The 21,769-nt window shown below is 57.3% G+C and carries 20 protein-coding genes; 4 read left to right on the top strand and 16 right to left on the bottom strand.

Annotated features, from left to right (window positions below; genetic code table 11):
- Positions 1 to 13: 13 nt before the first annotated feature.
- Positions 14 to 412, bottom strand: coding sequence for a LuxR C-terminal-related transcriptional regulator (locus tag RWM61_RS01405; protein WP_313996570.1), 399 nt, complete (start codon positions 410 to 412; stop codon positions 14 to 16).
- Between the two features lie 72 nt (positions 413 to 484).
- On the opposite strand from RWM61_RS01405, the gene RWM61_RS01400 reads away from it, so the two are divergent.
- From RWM61_RS01400 to RWM61_RS01390, 3 genes are all read left to right on the top strand, one after another.
- Entirely contained in the window at positions 485 to 2,290 is a 1,806-nt protein-coding gene (locus RWM61_RS01400) for an EAL domain-containing protein (RefSeq protein WP_313996568.1), read from the top strand.
- 82 nt (positions 2,291 to 2,372) lie between these two features.
- The gene (locus RWM61_RS01395; protein ID WP_313996566.1) at positions 2,373 to 3,827 is read left to right on the top strand and encodes a SpoVR family protein; all 1,455 of its coding nucleotides are present in this window, start codon (positions 2,373 to 2,375) and stop codon (positions 3,825 to 3,827) included.
- 112 nt (positions 3,828 to 3,939) lie between these two features.
- Positions 3,940 to 4,290: a hypothetical protein gene (locus RWM61_RS01390; RefSeq protein WP_313996564.1), complete on the top strand. Its 351-nt coding sequence runs from the start codon at positions 3,940 to 3,942 to the stop codon at positions 4,288 to 4,290.
- 337 nt (positions 4,291 to 4,627) lie between these two features.
- Here the strand turns inward: RWM61_RS01390 and RWM61_RS01385 are convergent, their stop codons facing one another.
- Positions 4,628 to 5,968, bottom strand: a complete 1,341-nt coding sequence (locus tag RWM61_RS01385) for an MATE family efflux transporter (RefSeq protein ID WP_313996562.1) — start codon at positions 5,966 to 5,968, stop codon at positions 4,628 to 4,630.
- A 223-nt stretch (positions 5,969 to 6,191) separates the two neighbouring features.
- Here RWM61_RS01385 and RWM61_RS01380 point away from each other — a divergent pair, with 223 nt between their 5' ends.
- Complete coding sequence (locus tag RWM61_RS01380) at positions 6,192 to 6,650, top strand: DUF2269 family protein (protein WP_313996626.1); 459 nt, start codon at positions 6,192 to 6,194, stop codon at positions 6,648 to 6,650.
- A 56-nt stretch (positions 6,651 to 6,706) separates the two neighbouring features.
- Here RWM61_RS01380 and RWM61_RS01375 read toward each other — a convergent pair whose 3' ends face one another.
- From RWM61_RS01375 to RWM61_RS01310, 14 genes are all read right to left on the bottom strand, one after another.
- Positions 6,707 to 6,958 carry a hypothetical protein gene (locus tag RWM61_RS01375; RefSeq protein ID WP_313996560.1) on the bottom strand — a complete coding sequence of 84 codons (252 nt, stop codon included), beginning with the start codon at positions 6,956 to 6,958 and terminating at the stop codon, positions 6,707 to 6,709.
- A 237-nt stretch (positions 6,959 to 7,195) separates the two neighbouring features.
- Complete coding sequence (locus tag RWM61_RS01370; protein ID WP_313996558.1) at positions 7,196 to 8,401, bottom strand: ROK family transcriptional regulator; 1,206 nt, start codon at positions 8,399 to 8,401, stop codon at positions 7,196 to 7,198.
- A 63-nt stretch (positions 8,402 to 8,464) separates the two neighbouring features.
- Positions 8,465 to 10,495 carry a methyl-accepting chemotaxis protein gene (locus tag RWM61_RS01365; RefSeq protein ID WP_313996556.1) on the bottom strand — a complete coding sequence of 677 codons (2,031 nt, stop codon included), beginning with the start codon at positions 10,493 to 10,495 and terminating at the stop codon, positions 8,465 to 8,467.
- A gap of 15 nt (positions 10,496 to 10,510) precedes the next feature.
- Positions 10,511 to 11,686, bottom strand: coding sequence for a Gfo/Idh/MocA family oxidoreductase (locus RWM61_RS01360; RefSeq protein WP_313996554.1), 1,176 nt, complete (start codon positions 11,684 to 11,686; stop codon positions 10,511 to 10,513).
- A 19-nt stretch (positions 11,687 to 11,705) separates the two neighbouring features.
- Positions 11,706 to 12,686, bottom strand: coding sequence for an ABC transporter permease (locus tag RWM61_RS01355; RefSeq protein WP_313996552.1), 981 nt, complete (start codon positions 12,684 to 12,686; stop codon positions 11,706 to 11,708).
- Positions 12,667 to 14,160, bottom strand: a complete 1,494-nt coding sequence (locus RWM61_RS01350) for a sugar ABC transporter ATP-binding protein (protein ID WP_313996550.1) — start codon at positions 14,158 to 14,160, stop codon at positions 12,667 to 12,669. The genes RWM61_RS01355 and RWM61_RS01350 overlap by 20 nt, the downstream gene beginning before the upstream one ends.
- Positions 14,161 to 14,230: 70 nt before the next feature.
- Positions 14,231 to 15,274: a Gfo/Idh/MocA family oxidoreductase gene (locus RWM61_RS01345; RefSeq protein ID WP_313996548.1), complete on the bottom strand. Its 1,044-nt coding sequence runs from the start codon at positions 15,272 to 15,274 to the stop codon at positions 14,231 to 14,233.
- The gene (locus RWM61_RS01340; RefSeq protein ID WP_313996546.1) at positions 15,274 to 15,396 is read right to left on the bottom strand and encodes a hypothetical protein; all 123 of its coding nucleotides are present in this window, start codon (positions 15,394 to 15,396) and stop codon (positions 15,274 to 15,276) included. The genes RWM61_RS01345 and RWM61_RS01340 overlap by 1 nt, the downstream gene beginning before the upstream one ends.
- A gap of 130 nt (positions 15,397 to 15,526) precedes the next feature.
- The gene (locus RWM61_RS01335) at positions 15,527 to 16,765 is read right to left on the bottom strand and encodes a substrate-binding domain-containing protein (RefSeq protein WP_313996544.1); all 1,239 of its coding nucleotides are present in this window, start codon (positions 16,763 to 16,765) and stop codon (positions 15,527 to 15,529) included.
- A gap of 26 nt (positions 16,766 to 16,791) precedes the next feature.
- Entirely contained in the window at positions 16,792 to 17,610 is an 819-nt protein-coding gene (locus RWM61_RS01330) for a sugar phosphate isomerase/epimerase (protein ID WP_313996541.1), read from the bottom strand.
- Positions 17,611 to 17,908: 298 nt separating this feature from the next.
- On the bottom strand, positions 17,909 to 18,766 hold the full coding sequence (locus RWM61_RS01325; RefSeq protein WP_313996539.1) for a sugar phosphate isomerase/epimerase: 858 nt from the start codon (positions 18,764 to 18,766) through the stop codon (positions 17,909 to 17,911).
- A 59-nt stretch (positions 18,767 to 18,825) separates the two neighbouring features.
- On the bottom strand, positions 18,826 to 19,716 hold the full coding sequence (locus tag RWM61_RS01320; RefSeq protein WP_313996537.1) for a sugar ABC transporter permease: 891 nt from the start codon (positions 19,714 to 19,716) through the stop codon (positions 18,826 to 18,828).
- Complete coding sequence (locus RWM61_RS01315; RefSeq protein WP_313996535.1) at positions 19,707 to 20,738, bottom strand: zinc-binding dehydrogenase; 1,032 nt, start codon at positions 20,736 to 20,738, stop codon at positions 19,707 to 19,709. The genes RWM61_RS01320 and RWM61_RS01315 overlap by 10 nt, the downstream gene beginning before the upstream one ends.
- Positions 20,739 to 20,801: 63 nt before the next feature.
- Entirely contained in the window at positions 20,802 to 21,653 is an 852-nt protein-coding gene (locus tag RWM61_RS01310) for a carbohydrate ABC transporter permease (protein ID WP_313996533.1), read from the bottom strand.
- Positions 21,654 to 21,769 lie beyond the last annotated feature (116 nt).

Raw genomic sequence — 21,769 nt, 5'->3', positions numbered from 1 at the left:
CCGGCAAGGCCGCTTAGTCGAAATGAAGCAATCCATGTTTGAACGCATAGCTGACCAGTTCCTGTCTCGTTCTCAACTGCAGCTTTTCCATCACTTTCGATTTATGCGCCTCCACGGTCTTGATCGACAGGAACAAGGCTTCACCGATCTCCCTATTCGAAAACCCTTTGGCAATCAACGACACGATCTCCCGTTCCCTGGCCGTTAAGGCCGTGAAATCGAAATGAAGTTCGCCGACATCGACTTTGGCCAAAAACTGTTCCATCAGCTGCTTCGCGGCGCCCGGGTACAGATACGCTTCGCCCCTGTGCACCGTCCGTATCGCGTTCATGATGTCCATAATGACGACATCCGGCCTGAGCTCAAGCGCCATTTCGCATGCCTGGGAGCCGTTTGCCGACAACCATACCATCTTACCCCGATTTCGCGCGAAATTTGTCGATGATAGTCTAATAACGACGAGAAAATAAGGGGTGTTCCATTTATGTTCAGCCGAATCGTGCATCAGCTAAAAACGTTTGCCGCTTCAGGACGGGCGTTGCTTCGGAAACATATCGGATCGCACAGGCAAAGCGGCCACGGGGATCCTCGCTTCTACGAATGGATAAAAACCGGCAAAAACCGGCTGGCCGCCCACGTGGTGGATCATATTTCGGAAGGCATTGTGGTTACCGACAGCAAGCAGGCCGTTCAATATATCAATAAAGCGTTCACGCAAATAACGGGCTACACGGAGCAGGATATTGTGGGACGTACGCCGAGGCTGCTGAGCTCAGGCAAACACCCGCCGGAATTTTACCGCGGCATGTGGTCCGATATCGCGGGTACCGGCAAATGGGCAGGCGACATTTGGAACAGAAGAAAAAACGGGGAAACTTTTCTGGAATCGATATCGATTACGACGGTGAGAGACAGATCCGGCAGCGCGCTCAACTACATCGGGGTATTTAAGGACGTTACCGTGCAGAGAAAGCTGGAAGAGCAAATACGGTTTCAAGCGTACCATGACAGTGTTACCGGATTGCCGAATCGAAATCTGCTTGAAGAACGAATGGCGGCGTCCATCGCAAGCGTTGCCGATGGAGATCGTTTTATGGCCGTTCTGTTTCTGGATCTTGACCGGTTCAAGCGGATCAACGATACGCTGGGACATGCGGCGGGGGACCGGCTGCTGAAAACAATCGCGGATCGGCTTACGGGCTGCCTTGTGGGGGAAGCCACGATTGCCAGATTCGGCGGGGATGAATTCGTCGTCGTCGTTCCGAATTTGCCGCATACGGATGACAGCTCGGCGATCGCGCAGAAAATCATTCTTTTGCTTACGTCGCCTTTTTATATCGATCAGCATGAGCTGTATGTTACGGTCAGCATCGGGATCAGCCATTATCCGATTGACGCGGCTGAGCCCTATATGCTCATCAAATATGCGGATCAAGCGATGTACAAGGCGAAGGAGCTCGGACGAAACAACTTTCAATTATATGCATCCGGCGAGCATCCGCCGTTATTGCAGCCGCTCTCCTTGGAACTAAGCTTGAGACGGGCCATACTGAACGAAGGATTGACGATCCATTACCAGCCTCAAATAAACGCGGCCACGGGCGAGATCGTCGGGGTGGAAGCTTTGGTGCGCTGGCAGCACCCCGAATGGGGATTCATTGCGCCCGTTCACTTCATTCCGCTTGCCGAGGAAATCGGATTAATCACGCTGTTGGACCAATGGGTGCTTAGACAAGCTTGCATCCAGGCCGCAGCCTGGCAGCAGCAAGGATATGCCCCGATACGCATTTCGGTCAATTTGTCCATGCTCCAATTCCGTCAACCCAATCTCGGTTCATTCATAGCCGAAACCTTATCCCAAACCGGTCTCGCGCCCGAATACCTGGAGATTGAGCTGACCGAGAGCATCGTGATGAGCAATCCGGAAATGACGATGAGGACTTTGCATCAGCTGAAGGAAATGGGCATCCGCATCTCGCTGGACGACTTCGGTGTAGGGTACTCCTCCTTGAATTACCTGAAAAAGCTGCCGATCGACACCATTAAGATCGATCAATCGTTCGTCAGGGATATTCCTCAGGACCCGGACGACCGGGCAATCGTTCAAACGATCATCCATTTGAGCCATAACTTAAGCCTTTCCGTCATCGCCGAAGGGGTGGAGAATGACGAACAGCTTCATTTTTTGAAGCTTCACGAATGCGAGGAAATACAGGGATACTTGTTCAGCAGGCCGCTGCCGACAGAAGAGATGACCCGGCTGCTGACAGCGGCGCCGCACCTGTCATAACGGCTCCTCTTCGCTCATAGGATCAGCATGAAACGGTTTTGGAGCTGTCATCCTCAAGCGAAACGAGAAGGAGGAACGCGCGGTGAATGCAGACGAGATAAAGCAATTGGAACGGTCGATCGACGAGATCACCGAAATCGCCAAAGGGTTCGGGCTCGATTTCTACCCGATGCGCTACGAGATTTGCCCTGCGGATATCATTTACACGTTCGGCGCTTACGGCATGCCGACACGGTTCAGCCATTGGAGCTTCGGCAAAACGTTCCACCGGATGAAAATGCAGTACGATTTCGGGCTCAGCAAAATATACGAGCTGGTTATCAACTCGAATCCCTGCTACGCCTTTCTGCTCGACGGCAACTCGCTGATCCAGAACAAGCTCATTGTGGCCCACGTCCTTGCCCACTGCGACTTTTTCAAAAACAACGCCCGCTTCCGCGCCTCCAACCGCAACATGGTGGAGAGCATGTCCGCCACCGCCGAGCGGGTCGCCGGCTACGAGATCGAGCACGGAGCGGAAGCGGTGGAATCGTTCATCGACGCGGTGCTCGCGATCCAGGAGCATGTCGATTCGACGATCGTGAAGCCGTACCAGCTCGACAAGAGCCGCTACATCGACATGCGGCGCAAGCAGGATAAGGAACGGACCGCGGCGCCCGAGGTCCGCGCTCCATACGCCGATCTGTGGTCGCTGGACGCGGCGGATGCGGACGCGGATGCCGAGGGCGGGAAGAAGGAGGGCGAGCAGGGCAAGGCTTTTCCGCCGCAGCCGGAAAAGGATATCGTCTGGTTCATCGAGGAATATTCGACGGCCCTCGAGGATTGGCAGCGCGACATCATGTCCATGCTGCGCGACGAGATGCTGTACTTCTGGCCGCAGATCGAGACGAAAATCATGAACGAGGGCTGGGCCTCGTACTGGCACCAGCGCATCATCCGCGAGCTGGATTTGACGAGCGAGGAGACGATCGAGTTCGCGAAGCTGAATTCCGCGGTCGTGCAGCCGTCCCGCCACAGCTTGAACCCGTACTATTTGGGGCTGAAAATATTCGAGGACATCGAGAAGCGCTGGGATGAACCGACCGAGGAGGAGCGACGTCGTTTCGGGCGGGAGCCGGGCAGGGGCCGGGAGAAAATATTCGAGGTCCGCGAGTTCGACTCCGACATCTCCTTCCTCCGCAATTACCTCACGAAGAAGCTCGTTGCCGACCTGGATCTGTATGTGTTCGAGAAAAAAGGGCCGGAGTGGAAAATTACCGACAAGTCCTGGGAAAACATCCGCGACCAGCTGGTCGTCTCCCGCGTCAACGGGGGCTTCCCCTGCATCGAGGTGACGGACGGCGATCACAACCGAAGCGGCGAGCTGTATCTCACCCACCGGTACGAGGGGGTCGAGCTCGACCTGAAATACGTGGAGCGGACGATGCCGTACGTCGTGCGGCTTTGGGGGAAGAACGTCCACCTGCAGACGGTCGTCGAGGATAAGCCGATCGTGTTCAGCTGCGACGGCAAGAAGATCAGCCGCAAATTCATCTGAGGAACGCCTTTGTTTCACCCTCATCCGTTGCGGGTATTCAGAAGTAGGCTACTGCTTTCCAATGCCCAACAATCCAGGGGGCCCGTCGCCCCCGACAATGAGGTGATGAACGATGGAAACGCTCTTGGTGCTTGCGGGTGTGGCCGTGATAATCGCTCTAGCCGTCGGGATCAGCAAAAGCAGGTGGAAGACGATCGCCACGGCCAAAGGAGGCCAGGCGGAAGAACTCGAAATGAAGAATGCCTATCTCAAGTCGCAGCATGTCCGCAGCCGCGTGAAATCGGACGGCGCGGCAGCCGCTCCGGCTGCAGGCTTTGCGGCCGGCACGATAGCCGACAACCGCGGCGCGGACTCTATGTTATTCAGGCTGGAGGTCAGCTCAAAAGATCTGGAGAAAGCGGAGAGCTTGCTCGACCAGTTCGAAAGGGAACGCAGGGCCGACGAGGAGCATCTGCATATTTAGCGGACGGTTCGGGCGTCGTGCCGAATGTTGCATATCAAGTAAAAAGGAGACGCCGTACGGGCTTCACAAGGCCCCTGCGGCGTCTTTTTTTTGCGTATGGCGAGTTCCATTGGCAGGACGCCCTGTGCTTGAATCGCTTAGGGAGCGAATTTTGCTCTCTCACAGTCCTTGTTCGACAAAGTTTATGCTGAGGGAGCATTTTTCGCGGCCTCAGAACCATATTTTTATCCGAGTCATGCTGAGAGCGGACTTTACCCGGTGTCGCGTTACTGCCCGCTTGATGCTCTGACGAGCGCGGCGGCGGGCTGCGGAGCACTTTTCCAGTCCCTTTGCCCCGTCAATGCGCCTCCTTCACGCGGACAGCCGTCCAATCGGTCCTGTAAAATCTCACCGTAACCGCCAGCCCGAACACGGTCAAAAAGGTGTACAGCGACAGCCACGCTCCCAGGCTGCCCATATCGAACACATATATGAATAAGTAGGCAAGCGGCACGAACAGCCCCCAGCTGACGGCGAACGACACGCGAAGCAGGAACGTCGTGTCTCCGATTCCCCGCAAGCCGCCGGCATAGAAGTTAAGCAGGCCGTCGAAAATCTGCAAATAAGCCGACACCTGGATCAGGAACGCGGCCGTCTCATAGACTGCCGGATCGCGAGGCGCGTACAAGCGGGCGATCGGCTCGGCGAAGAACAGCTCGACCGTACCGAGCGCAATCAGAAAAATCGTGCCTAGTATCGCCGTATCGGTGCCTGCCCGCCGGCCGGCGTAAGGATTGCCCGAACCGACATACTGGCCGACCAGAATCGTGGCCGTCGCCCCGAAGGCGAAAGCGGGCATAAAGCCGAACGACATGACGTTGAGCGCCACCTCGTTCGCGGCGAGCGCCTCATCGCCGAGACTCGCCACGAACACGGTGAAAATATACATCGACAGGCTGAGCGAAAACTCCTGCACGCCCAGCTTGCCGCTTTCCTGGGCCAGCAGCTTCAGCTCCGGGCCGTTCACCGCGACCGGACGGCGGGTCTCGAACCGCCGGTTCAGAATAAAATAAAAAACGAACGCGCACACCAGCACCTGCAGCGCCTCTCCGGCCAACACGGCCAGGCCCGCTCCAAATAAGCCCAGCTCCGGGAACCCCAACTTGCCGAACGTAAGCGCATACGTAAGAAAAATCATCGTGCCGCTGCCGATGAGCGAGATGTACATCGACATCCGGGTTGCCCCGATCCCGCGCAGAAAGCCATGGAACGCAAAAGCGACGATCCCGAAGGACATGGCGTAGAACCGCAGCCGCAAATAATCGCTGCCCGCCTCGACTCCCGCGGCGGACACCCCGGTCAAACGTAATATATCGGTCGCAAACAGCCAACCTACCGAAGCCGTCACGACGGCGAAAAACAAGCATAGATAGAAAGCGAGATACGTGCGCTCAATGCCCTTCTTCATGTCGCCCGCACCGTAGTTCTGGGCCACCAGATAGTTGACCGTATGACCGATGCCGGAGAAAATCGCGAACGCGTTGTACATAATGATGTTGCTGACGCCGACGACCGCAATGATCGTCATGCCGAGTCCGCCCACCATGATCAGGCTGACGGTGCCGGTAACGGTCATCGTGGCGAAAGAGACGAGAGACGGAACGGCGAGGAGCATAATTTTTTTCCAGTTGTTGAACACGGTTGCATGGCCTTCTCTCTCTATTTAGTCCTTTACATTGTGTGTGAGAGATGAAATAAAGTCAATAGCCTGGAAGCCTTTGCGAGCGCAGCCGCGTTTAAGTCCATAGAAAAACGACGAAAAATAGTGATTTTCGACAAAATAAAGGATAGGCACGGGAACATTTTCCTATTATAATCTTTCTGAATTCGGTTACATCATTTGAAGGAGGGTATATTTGACTATGAAATGGCTTGTTTTGATTCATATTCTAACGGCGATCATCGGGGTGGGACCCACGTTCTTCGGCCATGTTCTGGTGCGGAAAAACCAGTCCGTCGGAGACCTGAAGCAATCCCTTAAGCTCAGCAAGATGCTTGAGTTTTTCCCGAAAATCGGCGGCTCGATCGCGGTGCTGACCGGCCTGCTGCTGGTCATTCTGTATGATTACACCTTCAGCTCCTTCTGGATTTATGCCTCGCTCATCCTCTATGTCCTGATCCAGGTCGTCGTCATCGGAATCGTTGCGCCGCAGACGAAAAAGCTTAACGCCTGGAGCAGCCAAACCTCCCTGTCCGACAGCGAAGCTCTTCCGGCCGAAACGGCGTCGATCCTGAAGAAGAGCGAAACGTTCTATACGGTCGCCTCCGCGATGGGTGTGCTGCTGTTCGCGCTGATGATTCTGAAACCGGTTCTGGGCTGACGCAACACGAAGCGTCTTGCCGCGGCTCGCCGCCGCGCAAGACGCTTTATTGGCCGTTATCGACGTTTCACTGCTACGACGCGGAGTCGCCGGTAATCGACCGTCCAGCGCCCGTCGCGGCACAACCGGGGCGCCAAGGACGACTCTGCGGCTTCCCTGATATCGTACTCCTCTTCGGGCGACAACACGCTGAAAATACCTCCCGCAAATTGATCGAGCCAGATTTGCATCCCCTGCTCTCCGCCTTCGGACACGAACCGCATAAAGGCGTCGTAATTTCCCGCTTGCCATAACTGTCCCATCGCCATCACTCCATTCTCCTAATGTTACTGTAATCTGCTGCCTCAGTTGTAACATGGAGTCGGGCGATTGCAGAAATATATAAATATTATATTTTATATAGGAATAACCTATAACGATTGACTGTCAGCTTCCGCCTTTGCCTTTTCTCCATTTAACGCAAGTGTGCGCTAACGCTCGCTCACAAAAAAATAGCGGAAGCCGCTTCCGCTATTTTTTGCATAACCCTGGATTTCATTGATCATTCAACGGCTTAAAGTCAAATACGTCTCCGGCTTGTTGTCCGTGCTGCCCAGAATGAGCTGGTCGACCGTCATGAAGGCGCAGCCGATCAGGCCCGACATTTTGCCCAGAATCGATTTGTTGATTTGCAGATTCCGGGTCGCGAGCGGCAGCGACCGCCGGTAAATGCCCTGCCGGACGGAAGCCAGAAAGACATCGCCGAATTCCGCCACGCCTCCGCCGATCACCACCAAGGACGGATTGGAGAAATTGACGAGCGATGCGATAACACGCCCGACCCATTCGCCGCTCTCCCGGATAAGCTCCGTGCACAGCGGGTCAAGCTGCTCGATGCCCGCCCGGATATCCTGAAGGCTCAGCTCGCCTTTCTCCTGCAAAGCCGCCTGCAGGAACCGGCTCCGGCCGGAAACGGCAAGCTCCATCGCCTTACCGGCAATCGCTTTGCCGCCGGCCATCGCCTCAAGGCAGCCGGTGTTGCCGCACCAGCAGAGCACATCGGCGCCGACATCGAAATGGCCGATATCCCCCGCGCTGCCGCTCGCCCCGCGATACAGGCTTCCGTCGTAAATGACACCGGCGCCGATGCCGGTGCCGATTTTGACATAGATCATATTATCGACTTCAAAGCTTAACCCTTTCGCATGCTCGCCGAGCGCCATCACATTGACGTCGTTATCGACGTAACACGGGCAATCGAAATGCTTCGCCCAAAACTCCCTGATCGGATAACGGTCCCATCCGGGCATGATCGGCGGCGATACGGGAAGCCCGGAAACGAACTCTACCGGGCTCGGAATCCCGATGCCGATGCCCATAACGGTTTCCTTGCGGATGCCGTGCCTCGCCAGCAGCCCGGCGACAAGCGCGAGAACCCGGTTTAGCACATTCTCGGGTCCTTCGGAAAGATCGACGGCTGCCCGGTCATGGCAAATGACGCTGCAGTCGAAATCGCAAAGGGCGGCCCGCGCACTGGACGTGCCGAGCTCGATCGAAACGACGTTGCCGGCATGCCTGTTCAATGTATACAGCCGCGGCTTTCGCCCTCCGCTGGATTTGCCGACGTTCGCCACCTTGATTAATTTCTCTTTCAATAGCCGCTCTACATGATCGGAAACCGCCGACAACGACAGGCCCGACTTGTCGGCGAGCGCCGTTTTGGACAACGGACAATCTGCTCTGCGAATAAGCTGCAATAGATGTGCGGTCATGGAGAGCACGTTGCGTTCACCGCTTTCATGATTTCTGACAAAATCCGTGGAAGCCGCCGACCGCTAGTAGTGAAACCGCGACAACGACGCATTAAGCTCATCGGACAACTGCCTCAGCCGCTCGGAAAGCTCCACCAAATGGCTGCTGACGGCCAGCTGCCCGGCGCTTTGCGACGCGACCTCCTCGGATACAGCCGAGGACTGCTGAGACACTGCGCTCACATTGCCTATCGATTCCCCGAGCGCCGATTGCGAAGCCTTCAACTGCTGCAGAAGCAGCGTATTGTGCTCCAGCCGCTCGGCCACATCCTCCATGGCGTCGTGCACGCTTTGAAAAATGTCGTTGGCCCGTTTGACGGCATCTACCTGCCCCGCGTGGATCTGCCGGGTTTGCAAAAAGGACGCGGACGCCTCGTTAATCTCTTCGCGTATGGTATTCACAATGCCGGCGACAACCTGAATCGACTCCTGCGATTGCGAGGCAAGCATTCGAATTTCATTGGCCAGAACCATAAAGCCTTTGCCGGCCGCTCCGGCGCGGGCCGCTTCAATGCCGGCGTTCAACGCCAAAATGTTCGTCTTCCGGTTGATTTGCTCCATGACGTCGACGATGCTCTCGATCGAGCCCGTGCTCGTTCGCAGCCGTTCCATTTTGCCGGCCGTTTCCAGCGCATGGTGCTCAACGGTTCGGGTGTCCGAGGTCAACCGGTTCATATAATCGATGCCTTCCTGGCTTACCCGACTGACTTCAGCCGCTGAAGAAGCCATTTCTTCGTTGCTGTCGACGACGTTCATAAGCTGCCGAAACGTATCCTGCGTAATCTCGTTGCCGTCCACCGCTTCCTCGGCAAGCTTATCCGCGCCCAAAGCGATGCTCTCCGTCGCAGCGGCGATTTCCTTTGCGGAAACGGACGTTTTGTGCGAGACATCGGCGATTTCCGCTGCCGTCTGGTAAACGCGCTCGGTCAAGCCGTTCGCGTCGCGGACGAGAAACGAAATATTGTCGATCATCCGGTTAAAGCTGTCGCCGAGTTCCCCGATCTCATCCTTTCTTCGCAGCGGGGACTTCACCGTCAAATTGCCTTTGGCCCCTTCGCCCATCAAATCGCGGATTTGCGTGATCGGGCGTCCGATGCGGCGAGCGGCCAACAAGCCGATGAGAATCGCAAGCACGGCCGCGGTAACGGCGCATATGATCGTGATGCGATAAATATCGCGCGCTTCCGCATACAGGGCGCGTTCGGGAATAAAGCCCGCCAGCGTCCAACCGGTGATTTCCGACGTCGTATATACAGCCAGCAAGCTGGAGCCGCCGCTGCCGATCGTCGATTGTCCGGAAGCCGCGGCGGGTTTGAACGCTTCAAGCTGTTCCGGCACACCGCCGTCCGCGCTCGCCGCGATTCCTCCCGACGCATCCCGTATGACGACGCTGCCGGAGGCCAATTTCACCTGGTTCAGCGTATCCGTCAGAAGCGCGGTGTCCAGCTCGATGAGCAGCACGCCCAGCGAGTCGCCGACGGAATGCTTCAATACGCGGGCGACCCCGAACAGCTCCTTGCCGTCTTCGCCGAGGCCGAGGTAGCCTTTCTCCCTCGGTCCGAGCCACAAAAATCCGCCCTCCAGCGCCGCCGCTTGCTTGAACCACGGCTGCTCGGCGAAGCCGGGAGGAACATTTTTGTTGGACGTGCCGAGCGAGCCTTCTTCGTTAAGAATATAAAGCCCCGACACATAAGGATTGGATAACAGCATGTTGCTGAGCGCAGCCGTCGCCTCCCGGTGGATGGCAACCCGCTGCTCCTGCGGCACATCGAAAAACAACATGGAGCCCAATTGGTCCATGAGCTTGGTATTGTTCTGAAGCTGATCGGACATCGTCTGGAAGTCGCTGAAGATGTAGTCCAACTTCTCATTCGCCTGGACGATCGTCTGCAGCGACGAGTTCGCCACCTGCGTCGTAATCGTCTGTTTCGAGATACGGTAGGAGACCAGCCCGACGACCAGGACGAAAGCAACGATGCTGATGAAAAACAGCAGCAGCAGATTGGTTCCAACCGAATGAAGCCTGACAGTTAACGGACGACGCTTATCGGACATATCGGCACCCTCGTTCTACAGAATGGCGGCTCGGCTGCCGGCACCGGCAGGCTCTACCTTCTCCCACGTTCCGGTACGGGCGCTCTTCAGAACCGCATCGATAATCAGCATGATCTGATAGCCTTCTCTAAAAGAAGCGACGGAATTCGAGGGCTTCCTGCCGTCCCTCACCGCTTCGTAAAATTGCTGCATCATATTTTTCAGGCTGTCGGTCCAGCCTTCCTCATGCCCGCCGGGGTAGTGCACGTAAGGGAGCGCCTCTTTCTTGAGCAGGCTGGGATCCCGTCTGACCGTCTCTCCCGGCCTGTCCCGGTAGCCGATCATAAGCCTGAACGGCTCTTCCTGCTTCCAGCTGCCGGAAGCGAGCGATCCGTCCAGCGTCAGCTCCAGCGCATTTTTGTTGCCGGCCGATACCTGCGACACCGTGAACACGCCGCGCGCGCCGTTATCGAATTTGACCAGAATCGAACAATAATCCTCCGTGCGGATGGCAACCGGTTCTCCGCGCTCTGCACTGCCGCTATCAAACGTTGCCGATCCCTTGACCGGTTTGTAACGCATCGGAATAACCGTCGACATGTCGGTCAATACCTCCGAAATGCGCAGGCCCGACACATATTGGCTCAAGTCGTACAGATGCGAGCCGATATCGCCGATCGCGCGCGTCGCTCCCCCGTACACCGGCTCAATCCGCCAATTGTAATCCGTCTCATACAGCAGCCAATCCTGTAAATAATGGCCGCGCACGACCCGAATATCGCCCAGCTCGCCGTCCTGGACCATTCCCCGCAGATGCTGCACCATCGGAAACTGCCGGTAGTTGAAATGCACGCCGGTGACCAGATCCTTCTGCTCAGCCAGCTGATACAAATCTTTCGCCTCCGCGCTTGTCAGCGTCAGCGGCTTCTCCGAGAGCAGATGCTTGCCGTGCAGCAGCACCTGCCTGTTCGTCTCATAATGCAGATGGTTGGGGGTGCAATTGTGGACGACGTCGATCTCCTTGTCCTTTAGCATATCCAGATAATTGCCGTACGCTTTCGGAATGTGCAAAGCGGCGGCGGTCTCCTCCGCACTGTTCCGGTCCTGCTGCGCAACCGCCACGATGTCTACGAATCCGAGTCGCCGGATCGCTTCGATATGCGCCTTGCCGATAAAGCCGGCTCCCAATATCGCTGCCCGTATTTTTCGCATATCCTCCCGTCCTTTCCGGTTACTTGTTGACCGCCTTGCGGCCGAAAGCGACGGCAAGAATAATGATGAGCCCTTTCACGATCATTTGCTGGCTCACGTCAAGGCCCATAATGATCAAACCGTTATTGATCGTGCCGATCATCAGCGCGCCGATGACCGTTCCGATGACCGTTCCGACGCCCCCGAACAGGCTTGTGCCGCCCAGAATGACCGCCGCGATGACGGACAGCTCGTCTCCCTCGCCGAAGGTGTAGCGCCCGGAATACATCCGGCCGGCGTACAGCATGCCCGCGAGACCGGCCATCATGCCCGAGCCGATCATGACATACAGCTTCGTTCTGCTTACGTTGACGCCCGAGAAACGGGCCGCGTTCTGATTGCCTCCGGTGGCAAGCGTCCGCCTGCCGAACGCGGTTTTCTTCAGCACGATATGACCGAGCACCGCCGCCGTCAGCGTCCAGAAAAACATAACCGGAATGGTGCCGATTTCCCCTGATCCGAAAATAAACACATACGTTTTGTCGATGATAGGGACCGGCGCCGTGCCGGTAATCCACATGGCTAAGCCTTTGGCGACGCCCATCATGCCTAAGGTGACAAGGAACGAAGGAATCAGCACCCTGGTTACCAGCAGGCCGTTAATGAGGCCGATGACAAGTCCCGTGCCGAGTCCGGCCACGATCGCTCCGAGAATGCCGAAGCCCGACTCGAGCGCCATGGCGGAGGTCAACGACGACAGCGCCGCGATCGAGCCGACGGACAAATCGATTTCGGCGGCGCTGATGACGAAGGTCATCGCGACGCCCATAATGGAGATGATGGCGGTCTGGCGAATGATGTTCAACATGTTGGTAGTGGACAAAAAGCCGTCGTCACTCAGCGTGGCCGAGAAATAGATCAGCACGCCGACAAACGCGATATAAACGATATACTGTCTCCAATTAAACTGCCTGACGGCGGAAGCGCCGCCCGAAACCCCGCTAGAAGCCTTGGATAGCATGCTGCAGCTCCTCCTCTGATGTGATGTCCTTGCGCATGAATTGCTTGACCGCCTTGCCGTCGTGGAATACGAGGATGCGGTCGCTTACCGCCAGAAGCTCGGGCATCTCCGAGGAGACGAGCAGGATGCTTTTGCCCTCGTCGGCCAAGCTTCGGACCATCTCGATAATTTCCGTTTTCGCCCGGATATCGATGCCGATCGTCGGCTCATCCAGCATGATGATCTCCGGCGAATTGGCGAGCCATTTCGCGAAGACGATCTTCTGCTGGTTGCCGCCCGACAACAGCCTGGATTCCTTATAGATCGAATCCGTCTTGATGTTCAGCCTTGCGACCCATTCCTCGGCCACCCGGTCTCCCTTCCTGTCGTTGACAAGCAAGTTGGTCACCTTGGAGATCGAAGGGAGCAGAATGTTATCCTTCACCTCATGCTCCAGCACGAGCCCCTGCACCCTTCTGTCCTCCGGCACTAAGGCAAACCCGTGCCCGATCGCGTCCTGCGGCGACCGAATCGACGCTTTCCGGCCCTTGATATAAACGTCGCCTTCGGTAATCGGATCGATGCCGAACAGCGCCCGCATCGTCTCCGTCCGCCCGCTTCCCATCAAGCCCGCGATGCCGAGAATTTCACCGTGATGCAGTTCAAAGTCGACGCCGTTGACGCGGTTGTTCGTTTTCAAACCCTGGACCTTGAGAATGACGTCTGCGCCGGCGACTCCCTTGCGGGGTCTCCACTCGAACTTCTCGAGATTTTTGCCTGCGATATGCTGAATCACGCTATCCATGTCGAGCTCGTTCGTGTTGGCGGTAATAATGTGCTTGCCGTCGCCCATAATCGTGATCCGGTCGCAAATCTCAAAAATTTCCTCCATCCGGTGCGAAATATAGATGATGGAAATCCCTTTCCGCTTCAGGCGGCGGATGAACTCGAACAGCACTTCGGTCTCCCTTTTCGTCAGGGAAGAGGAAGGCTCATCCATGATGAGCAGCTTCGTTTCCTTCGACAGCGCCTTGGCGATCTCGGTCATTTGCCAGTAGCCGACGCCCAGCTCCCCGACCAGATCGTCCGGCTTCATGTCGACGTCCAGTTCCTCCAGCAGCTGCCGGGTCCGACGCACGCACGCCTTGTCGTCGATCAGGCCCAGCTTCGTCCTCGGTTCTCTTTCGAGAAAAATGTTCTGCGCCACAGTCAGGGTGGGCACAAGGCTGAACTCCTGAAAAATCATCGATACGCCGTGCTTTTCGGCGTCCTTTGGCGAAGCGATGTTCGCCTCGGCGCCGTCGAGCGTGATCTGTCCGGAATCCAGGGTGTACACGCCCGTCAGTATTTTCATCAAGGTCGATTTGCCGGCCCCGTTGCCGCCCATCAGAGCGTGCACTTCCCCTTTCCGCAGCTCGAAGCCTACCTTGTCGAGCACCTTGATTCCGTTGAACGATTTGGATATATCGCGCATTTCCAGTATTGGCGTTTCCATCGGTAGACCCCCTTTCAAGACGGGACCGGAAGCGCTTCGCGCCCCGATCCCCTTCTTTTTGCCCAATATGCTACTGTAACGTTCTCACCCATTTGCCGCTAGCGGCCGATTCGAGAATCGCGTCGGAAATGACGGAAATCCGGTAGCCGTCGTAGAAGTTCGGAGAAACCTCCGTGTCGTTGACGATCGACGCGATGAAATCGTGCGCTTCGATAATCTTCGTCTCGCCGTAGCCGATGCCGAGCGCCGGAATCGGCCACAGCGCGCCGCCGTTCGGATGCGCGGGACCGGTATAGATCGTGCGGAATCCGCGCCGGTCGTCCGGATCGTTCGAGAAGCAGACCTGCAGCTCGTCGCGGCGCTCATAGTTAAAGGACAAAGAGCCTTTGTCGCCATGTATTTCAAACGTCAGGAAGTTGTTTCGGCCCCAGGCGTTGCGGGTCGCTTCGATGCTGCCCACCGCGCCGTTCTCGAAACGAACCAGCGTGCTGATTTCGTCGTCAACGTCGACCGCCTGTTTTTGCACGTCGCCGGCCGCCTTTACGGTGCCGAGCTTGTCGGCTCCGCCCGATTGAACCGGGCGCTCCTTGATCCAGGTGTTCGCCGTACCCATCACCTCGGTAATCTCGCCGACCAGATAACGGGCAAAATCGATCACGTGCGTTGCGATGTCGCCGAGCGTGCCCGAGCCCGCGATGTCCTTGCGGAAACGCCACGACAGCGGCGAATTCGGGTCTGCCGACCAATCCTGCAAATAGGTGCCGCGGAAATTCAGAATGTTGCCGATTGCGCCTTCTTCAATGTATTTCTTCGCCAAGGTGACGGCCGGAGTGCGGCGGTAGTTGAAAGCGACCATATGCTTGACGCCGGCTTTATTGACCGCCTCCAGCATCTGCTTCGCTTCCGCGGTCGTGCGCGCGAGCGGCTTCTCGGAAATGATGTGCTTGCCGGCTTGCGCCGCCGCAACCGCGATTTCGGCGTGCGTGTTGTTCGGGGTCACGATATCGATGATGTCGATTTCCGGGTCCTCGACGACGCGCCGCCAGTCGGAGGAGTAATTGGCGAAGCCGTAACGGGCCGCCGCGTCCTTCGCCAGCTCATCGTTGATATCCACTACGGTTTGACGGAACGGAATAGCCGGCGCCGGCCAAAAAACATCGGCATGCCCGCATAAGCAAGCGAGTGCGCCTTCCCCATGAAACCTCCGCCGATCATTGCCACTTTCAATGTACGCATATTGTTTTCTCTCCTCTATATATGGGATGAAGTTCGCTGACCTGAACCCTTGGGCCGCGGCCGGTCCCGCTGGAACCGACCGCAGTTCAGGGACTTGCATAAAGCGCTGTGTGAAAGCTGCCCGTGCGTATTACTTCGCTGCGTCTTGAATCGTTTTCGGCGCATCCGCCTGGTAAACCGTTTTCCATGCGTCGAGAATGTTGTCCTTTGTAACCGACAGGGCCGGAACCGCCACATAGGCCGGCGCTTCCTTGCCGAGCAGCGCATATCCCGCCAGAATCGCTTCGGCAACGCCCTGATCGTACGGCAGCTGGGCGCCGAGACCTTTGATCATGCCGCCGGATGCGATGTCGAGCGCCACGTTGGTGCCGAGGTCGATCGTCGTAATGACGAGGTCGTCGCGGCCCGCTGAACGGGCTGCCGCCAGCGCGCCTTCCGCCGGAACGTCCCAGACGACGAAGATGCCTTTGAGGTTCGGATTTTTGGTCAGCATGGCGGAAGCGACCTTCTCGCCGTCGTTCGGTCCCGTGATGCCGCCGCGCTCCGCTATCTTGATGTTCGGATACTTCTCGGCGATCGTCTTTTCAAAAGCGTCTGTCCGCTGCTTCGTAACGAAGAAGTCGGCATCGTGGTAAATCATCCCGATCTCGCCTTCCTCGCCGATCGCCTGCGCCATAATGTTCGCCGCTTCCACGCCGTTCCCGTAGTTGTCCGCCGAAACGACGCTGACGTAATCCTGGCCTGCCTTCAGGCCGCTCGGCTTGTTGTCCATAAACACCAGCTTCACGCCTTGGGCGGCGGCTTTCTTGAACGCCTCGGCGGTGGAAACCGGGTCAACCGGAATGCTGACGATCACATTCGGCTTCTGCGACAGGATCGTTTCGATGTCGGACACCTGGGTCTCGGCTTTGAAGTTCGCATCCGTCGTCGCAATGACCTCGATGCCCATTTTCGCAAACGTGTCCTTCAGCCCTTTGAGCTGGGCGGTCGACCAGTCGTTGCCCGCGTAGTGCATCGAGATGGCGGCTTTATAGCTGCCTTCCTTGATCTTCGCCAGCTCTTCCGGCGTCAGCTGAAGCGTCTTGCCGGATACGGCGCTTTCCCCTTCCGGCCCTTTGCTCAGAATCTCTTTATCCGGCAGCGACTGGTTGATCGTGATCGGCCCGTCCGCCGCGGCGTCCGCCGCTCCCGCATCGGCGGCTCCGTTATCGGCGGCCGCGCCGTCGCTTCCCGCTCCCGCGTTCGTCGAAGCGGCATCGTTCTGCGTACCGGCATTATTGTCGCCGCTGTTGTTGTTTCCGCCGCAAGCGGCAAGGATCAGGCTGAGTACAAGCACAATCGCGGCCAAAGTGAAACTCGATTTTCTCATGGACATAAACCCCCTATTTTTTAAAATCACGCCTTCTTCATCAATTGCTCATCGATATACCGTTTGCTGATTGCCGCGCCCTGGAACGGATCCTCATGACTGTCCAATTCGACCGTGATCCAACCGTTGTAATCGCTTTCACGCAGGGCTGCCATCATGGCGTCGAAGCGCTGCCGCCCCTCTCCCAGCGGAAGGAAGGCGCCTGATCCGTAGTCCTTGAAGTGCACGTACCTGATGCGGTCCGTATAAGCGCGTATCACCGCAACCGGATCTCCGCCGCCCGCTTCGATGTGAGCGGTATCCGGGCACAAATGAATGGCGGTCAGCTTCATCAGCCGTTCAAGCTGATCCGGTCTTTCGACGCAGGTGCCGAGATGCGGATGATAGCTCGGGATCAGACCGTACCGGCCGGCCAGTTCGGCGGCGCGGTCCAAGGCTTGGGCGAGCACCGAATAGTCCTCATCCCGAATGCCGTCCGCGCGTACCGCCCCGCCGCCGAACACCAGATGTTCCGCGCCCGCGGCCGCAGCCATTGCCGCGACCTTCTCGATCTTGGCGAACTCCTCCTCCAGAATATCCCGGTAAATGAAATTGGCTCCGGTATAGACGCCGATCAGGGACAGCTTATGGTCGGCCAGCAGCTGTCGAAACTCGTCCAGCCGGCCTTCATACTGCATCAGATTACCGTCAAACAGTTCGATTCCCTGGTACCCCGCCGCCGCGATGTCCTTGATGGCCTGCTCCGTGGACCCGTTCGCCAAGTAATACAGGTCCTTGACCGAAGTAACCCCGGCGGGATGACCGACTACACCACCCCATGTGTTCGTCTGATAACCCCACTTCACTGTTTTACCTCCTTGAGAAGTACTATTTGTGCTCACCCGGCGATATATCGCTATGATCGCTCTACTTTTAACGCCGAGCGTTAAAAGTAAGCTGGTGAAGCTATTACTATTGCCTTGCACTCAGTATAAAAGATATAACTTTCGAGTCACAGGAGAGTAATTTAGCCTGCAGGGTAGGATTTTTTAACGCATTCGATTTTTATCATCAGAATTATTCATCCACATCCATTATTTACAAAAAAATAGCGGCCTGCTTTCAACGATGAACGTTAAAAGCAGGCCGTTGAAGCCTCGTCTGTTATCGACCGGTCTTGCCCCAGTCAAGCTCTTTCAGCTTCTGTCTCAGAAACTCAAGCGAAGTCTCGGCATACCAGCCCGGGTCGGACTTGCGGGTATGGAACCCGACCTCCATGGACAGATAACCTTTGTAACCGACCGCCTTGAGCGCTTTCAGCACGGCGTCGAAGTTGCCGTAGCCCTGCCCCGGAGGCAGACGGTCGTTGTCGGAAATATGGACGTGGCGCAGCTTGTCCTTCATCCGGTATACATAGTCGCTCGGCACCTCGTTACGGTACATCGCGTGGAACGTGTCGAACATGACATGCACGTTGTCCATGCCGGTATCCGCCGCCAAATCCAGCGCGTCGTCCGCGGTTTCGATCAGGTTGCTGTCGGTGGGCGTCGGCTCGACGACCATATCGATCCCGAGCTCCTTGGCATAGGCCGCGCACTCCTTGAGACCTTCGAGACTGTAACGGAATGCTTCCCGCTGGCTTGTGCCGTGAACGACCCAACCCGCTATCCAGATGACGGTCGGGCACTGCCAATCGTGCGCGAGCCGGATCACGTCCTTGTAATGCTTGACCGTGAACGCCCTTTCCTCCGGCAGCGGAGAAGACGGATTCATGCCCGGACCGCCGCCCGGCGCCGGCAGCATAGCTGCCACCTTCAGATTGTTGCGCTCCAGCACCTTGCCGATCTCTGCGCGCTTCTGTGCCGATAAATAGTCCGGCCAGGCGTGCGGGCTGGCGCAGCCGATCTCGATGCCGTCGTAGCCCATGCCCGCCAGGCGCGAGATTGTCTCCTCCAGCGTGTAGGAGGGCAGCCACGAAGGGAAGCTGCCGTATACCCATGTATTGAACGAAATGCCTTTCATTCTTTAAGCCTCCTCATACATACGGGATCGTACATATCTGCTGGCTTCCGCCGGCTCCGTCAGACGACATCCTCCCGGTACAAAAACCGGATAAACAGCGACGTGATCACCATGACGACAATCAGGAACACCCACGATACGGCTGAAGCGTACCCCGTCTCCCAGAACTTGAACGCAATCCGGTAGATCTGCGAGCTGAACAGCTCCGTGCTGACCCCCGGTCCCCCGTTGGTCAGAATCCAGACCACGTCGAACGACTTGAACGAATCGATGGTCCGGATCAGCAGCACGACGAGTATGACCGATTTGAGCTGGGGCAGCGTAATGTACCGGAAAATCTGCCAGGCGTTCGCGCCGTCGATGTTGCCCGCCTCAAACGGCTCGGATGACAGCGATTGCAAACCGGCCAGCAGCGACAGCACGACGAACGGCGTCCACTGCCACACGTCCACCAGAATGACGACCGGCATCGCATAGAGGTACTCACCCAGCCAATTGACCGGATCAGCCCCGAACCATGCTCCGGCGAAATAATTGATCAGCCCGTAATCGGTATTGAACATCCACCGCCAGAGCAGTCCGACCGCGACCGGCGTCACCATCATCGGCAGCAGCAGGAAGGTCCGGATGAACGTGATGCCCCTCACCTGCCGGTTGAGCAGCACCGCCAACGCCATCCCCAGCACGAATTCGATGCCGACCGAGAAAAACACGAACGTCAGCGTATTCCGGAACGCCGCCCGGATATTGGTGTCTCCCCATGCGCGGACGAAGTTGTCGACCCCGTTGAAGACGAAGCTGCCGGTTTCGGTCGCTTTGTAGCCTGTGAAGCTGGTAATGAGCGAGAAGGCGAGCGGTACGACCGTCATGAAAATGAGGATGGCCAGCGTCGGGACGAACAGATAATACTTGAACGCTCCCGATTCGATCCTGAGCTTTTTCACTCCCATACGAAAACCGCTTTGTCGGTCACCCGCTCGTCGAACATGCGGAACGCTTCCGCCGCCTGCTCGATGGAGAACCGGTGCGTGATATACTGATTGACCGGAATGTTCTGATCGATGACGAACCGCGCGATCTCTTCCCATTCCCATACCGGAAAATGCCAGCCGCCGACGACTCTCAGCAGCTTCCGGATCATCTGGTCGCTCGGATTGATCGTGGTCGACCGGGACTCGCCGACGAATGCGACCGAGCCCAGCTTGCGCGCGGCGTCGAGCGCGGTGTTCTGCGCGACCGGGCTGCCCGAGCAATCGATCGCCACGTCGACCCCTTCGCCGTAGGTCCAGTCCCGCAACGCCTGCACCGCGTCCTGCTGCGTGCTGTTGACGATCGCGTCGACGCCGAGCTCCTTCGCCATTTGCAGTCTGGAATCGAGCACATCCACCGCGATCACCCTTGCGCCGCGCGCTTTGGCGACAAGCGCCGCCGCGCTGCCCATCGGGCCGAGGCCGAATACCGCCACGCTGTCCTTGCCGGATACGCCCAGCGTTTTCTGCGTGTGGTACTGCGTTCCGACGTTATCGGTCAGCAGCGCCCCGGTCTCGTAGGACATTTCGTCCGGCAGCTTCAGGCAGCAGGCCGCCGGGGCAATCATGTAATCGGCGTCGCCGCCGTCCACGTCGAAGCCGACGCATTTCCACTGCGGGCACAGGTGCATGTAGCCTCGCAGGCAATAGGAGCAATGCCCGCATCCGATCGCGAGGTAAACCGCCACCCGGTCGCCCGGCTGCAACCCTCTCACGCCGGCTCCGACCTCCACCACATCGCCCGCGGGCTCGTGCCCGGGAACGATGTGGCCCGTCTTGGCGGCGTCGCCGCCGACGATCGGCGTTCCGTTATAGAGGCTCATGTCGCTGCGGCAAATGGCGGAAACCCGCATGCGAATGAGCACTTCTCCTTCCTTCGGCGCCGGCTTCCGCCGGTCGACGACATGCACCTCTTTGTTTCCAGGCAATATTACAGCTCTCATCGATGCTCTCTCCTGTCCGTTCTTCTTGATCCGATGCGCCGATGCGGCGGCGGGCCGCGCCGCTCATTTCACCGATCCGAACGTAAGCCCTTTGATCATATGGTTGCGGACCAGAATGGCGAAAACGAGCACGGGCGCCGTCATCAGCGTCGAGGCTGCGGTCAATTCGCCCCATTGAATGCCGTACATCGTCACGAACTGGTTGGCGATAATCGGAGCGGTGACGGCCTCGTTGCGCGTCAGCACAAGGGCAAACATAAATTCGTTCCAGCTGAACATCAGGCAGATAATGGCCGTCGCCGCCAGGCCGGGCGCCACCAGCGGGAGAATAACCCGGCGAAAAGCCTGAAACCTCGTACACCCGTCGACCATCGCCGACTCCTCCAGATCCTTCGGAATTTCATCGAAGAACCCTTTCAGCATCCAGACGACGAACGACAGGTTGAACGCGGTATACGGGATGATAAGGGCCGCGTACGTATCCATCAGGTTCAGCCAGTTCATCATCATGAAAACCGGGATAAGCGTCGCCGCCGGCGGGAACATCCGCGTGGAGAGAATCCACATCGCGATATCCTTGCTGCGCTTCGTCCTGAACCGCGACAGCGAATAGGAAGCGAGCGCCCCGCACACGACGGACAGAATCGTGGAGGCCAGCGCGACGATCGTGCTGTTCATGAGCAGCACTGTGAAATCGCCAGAATTGCCGCCGCCGCCGAACAGGTTCGCATAGTTCTCCAACACGGGCGTAAAAAACCAGATCGGCGGCAGCGCCTGCGCGTCCCATGACGTTTTGAAAGAGGTCATCACCATCCACAGTACGGGGAACAGCGCCACGAACAATGAGGCATACATGACGGTGTTCAACAAGGCGGAAATGAGCCGTTTGTTCGTTTTCCTTGAAGCTGCGTACATCGTTAACCATCCTTATGCTTGTATATAAAGATTTTATATCCTGATGGGGTCCCCGAAAAGCAATCGGATTAAGCTACAGAGCATCACGTCACTTTTTGGGGATTATTTTGTGAGAC

The organism is uncultured Paenibacillus sp. (assembly GCF_963515335.1).
Taxonomy (GTDB): domain Bacteria; phylum Bacillota; class Bacilli; order Paenibacillales; family Paenibacillaceae; genus Paenibacillus_I.
This window is presented reverse-complemented; position numbering and strand designations above follow the sequence as displayed.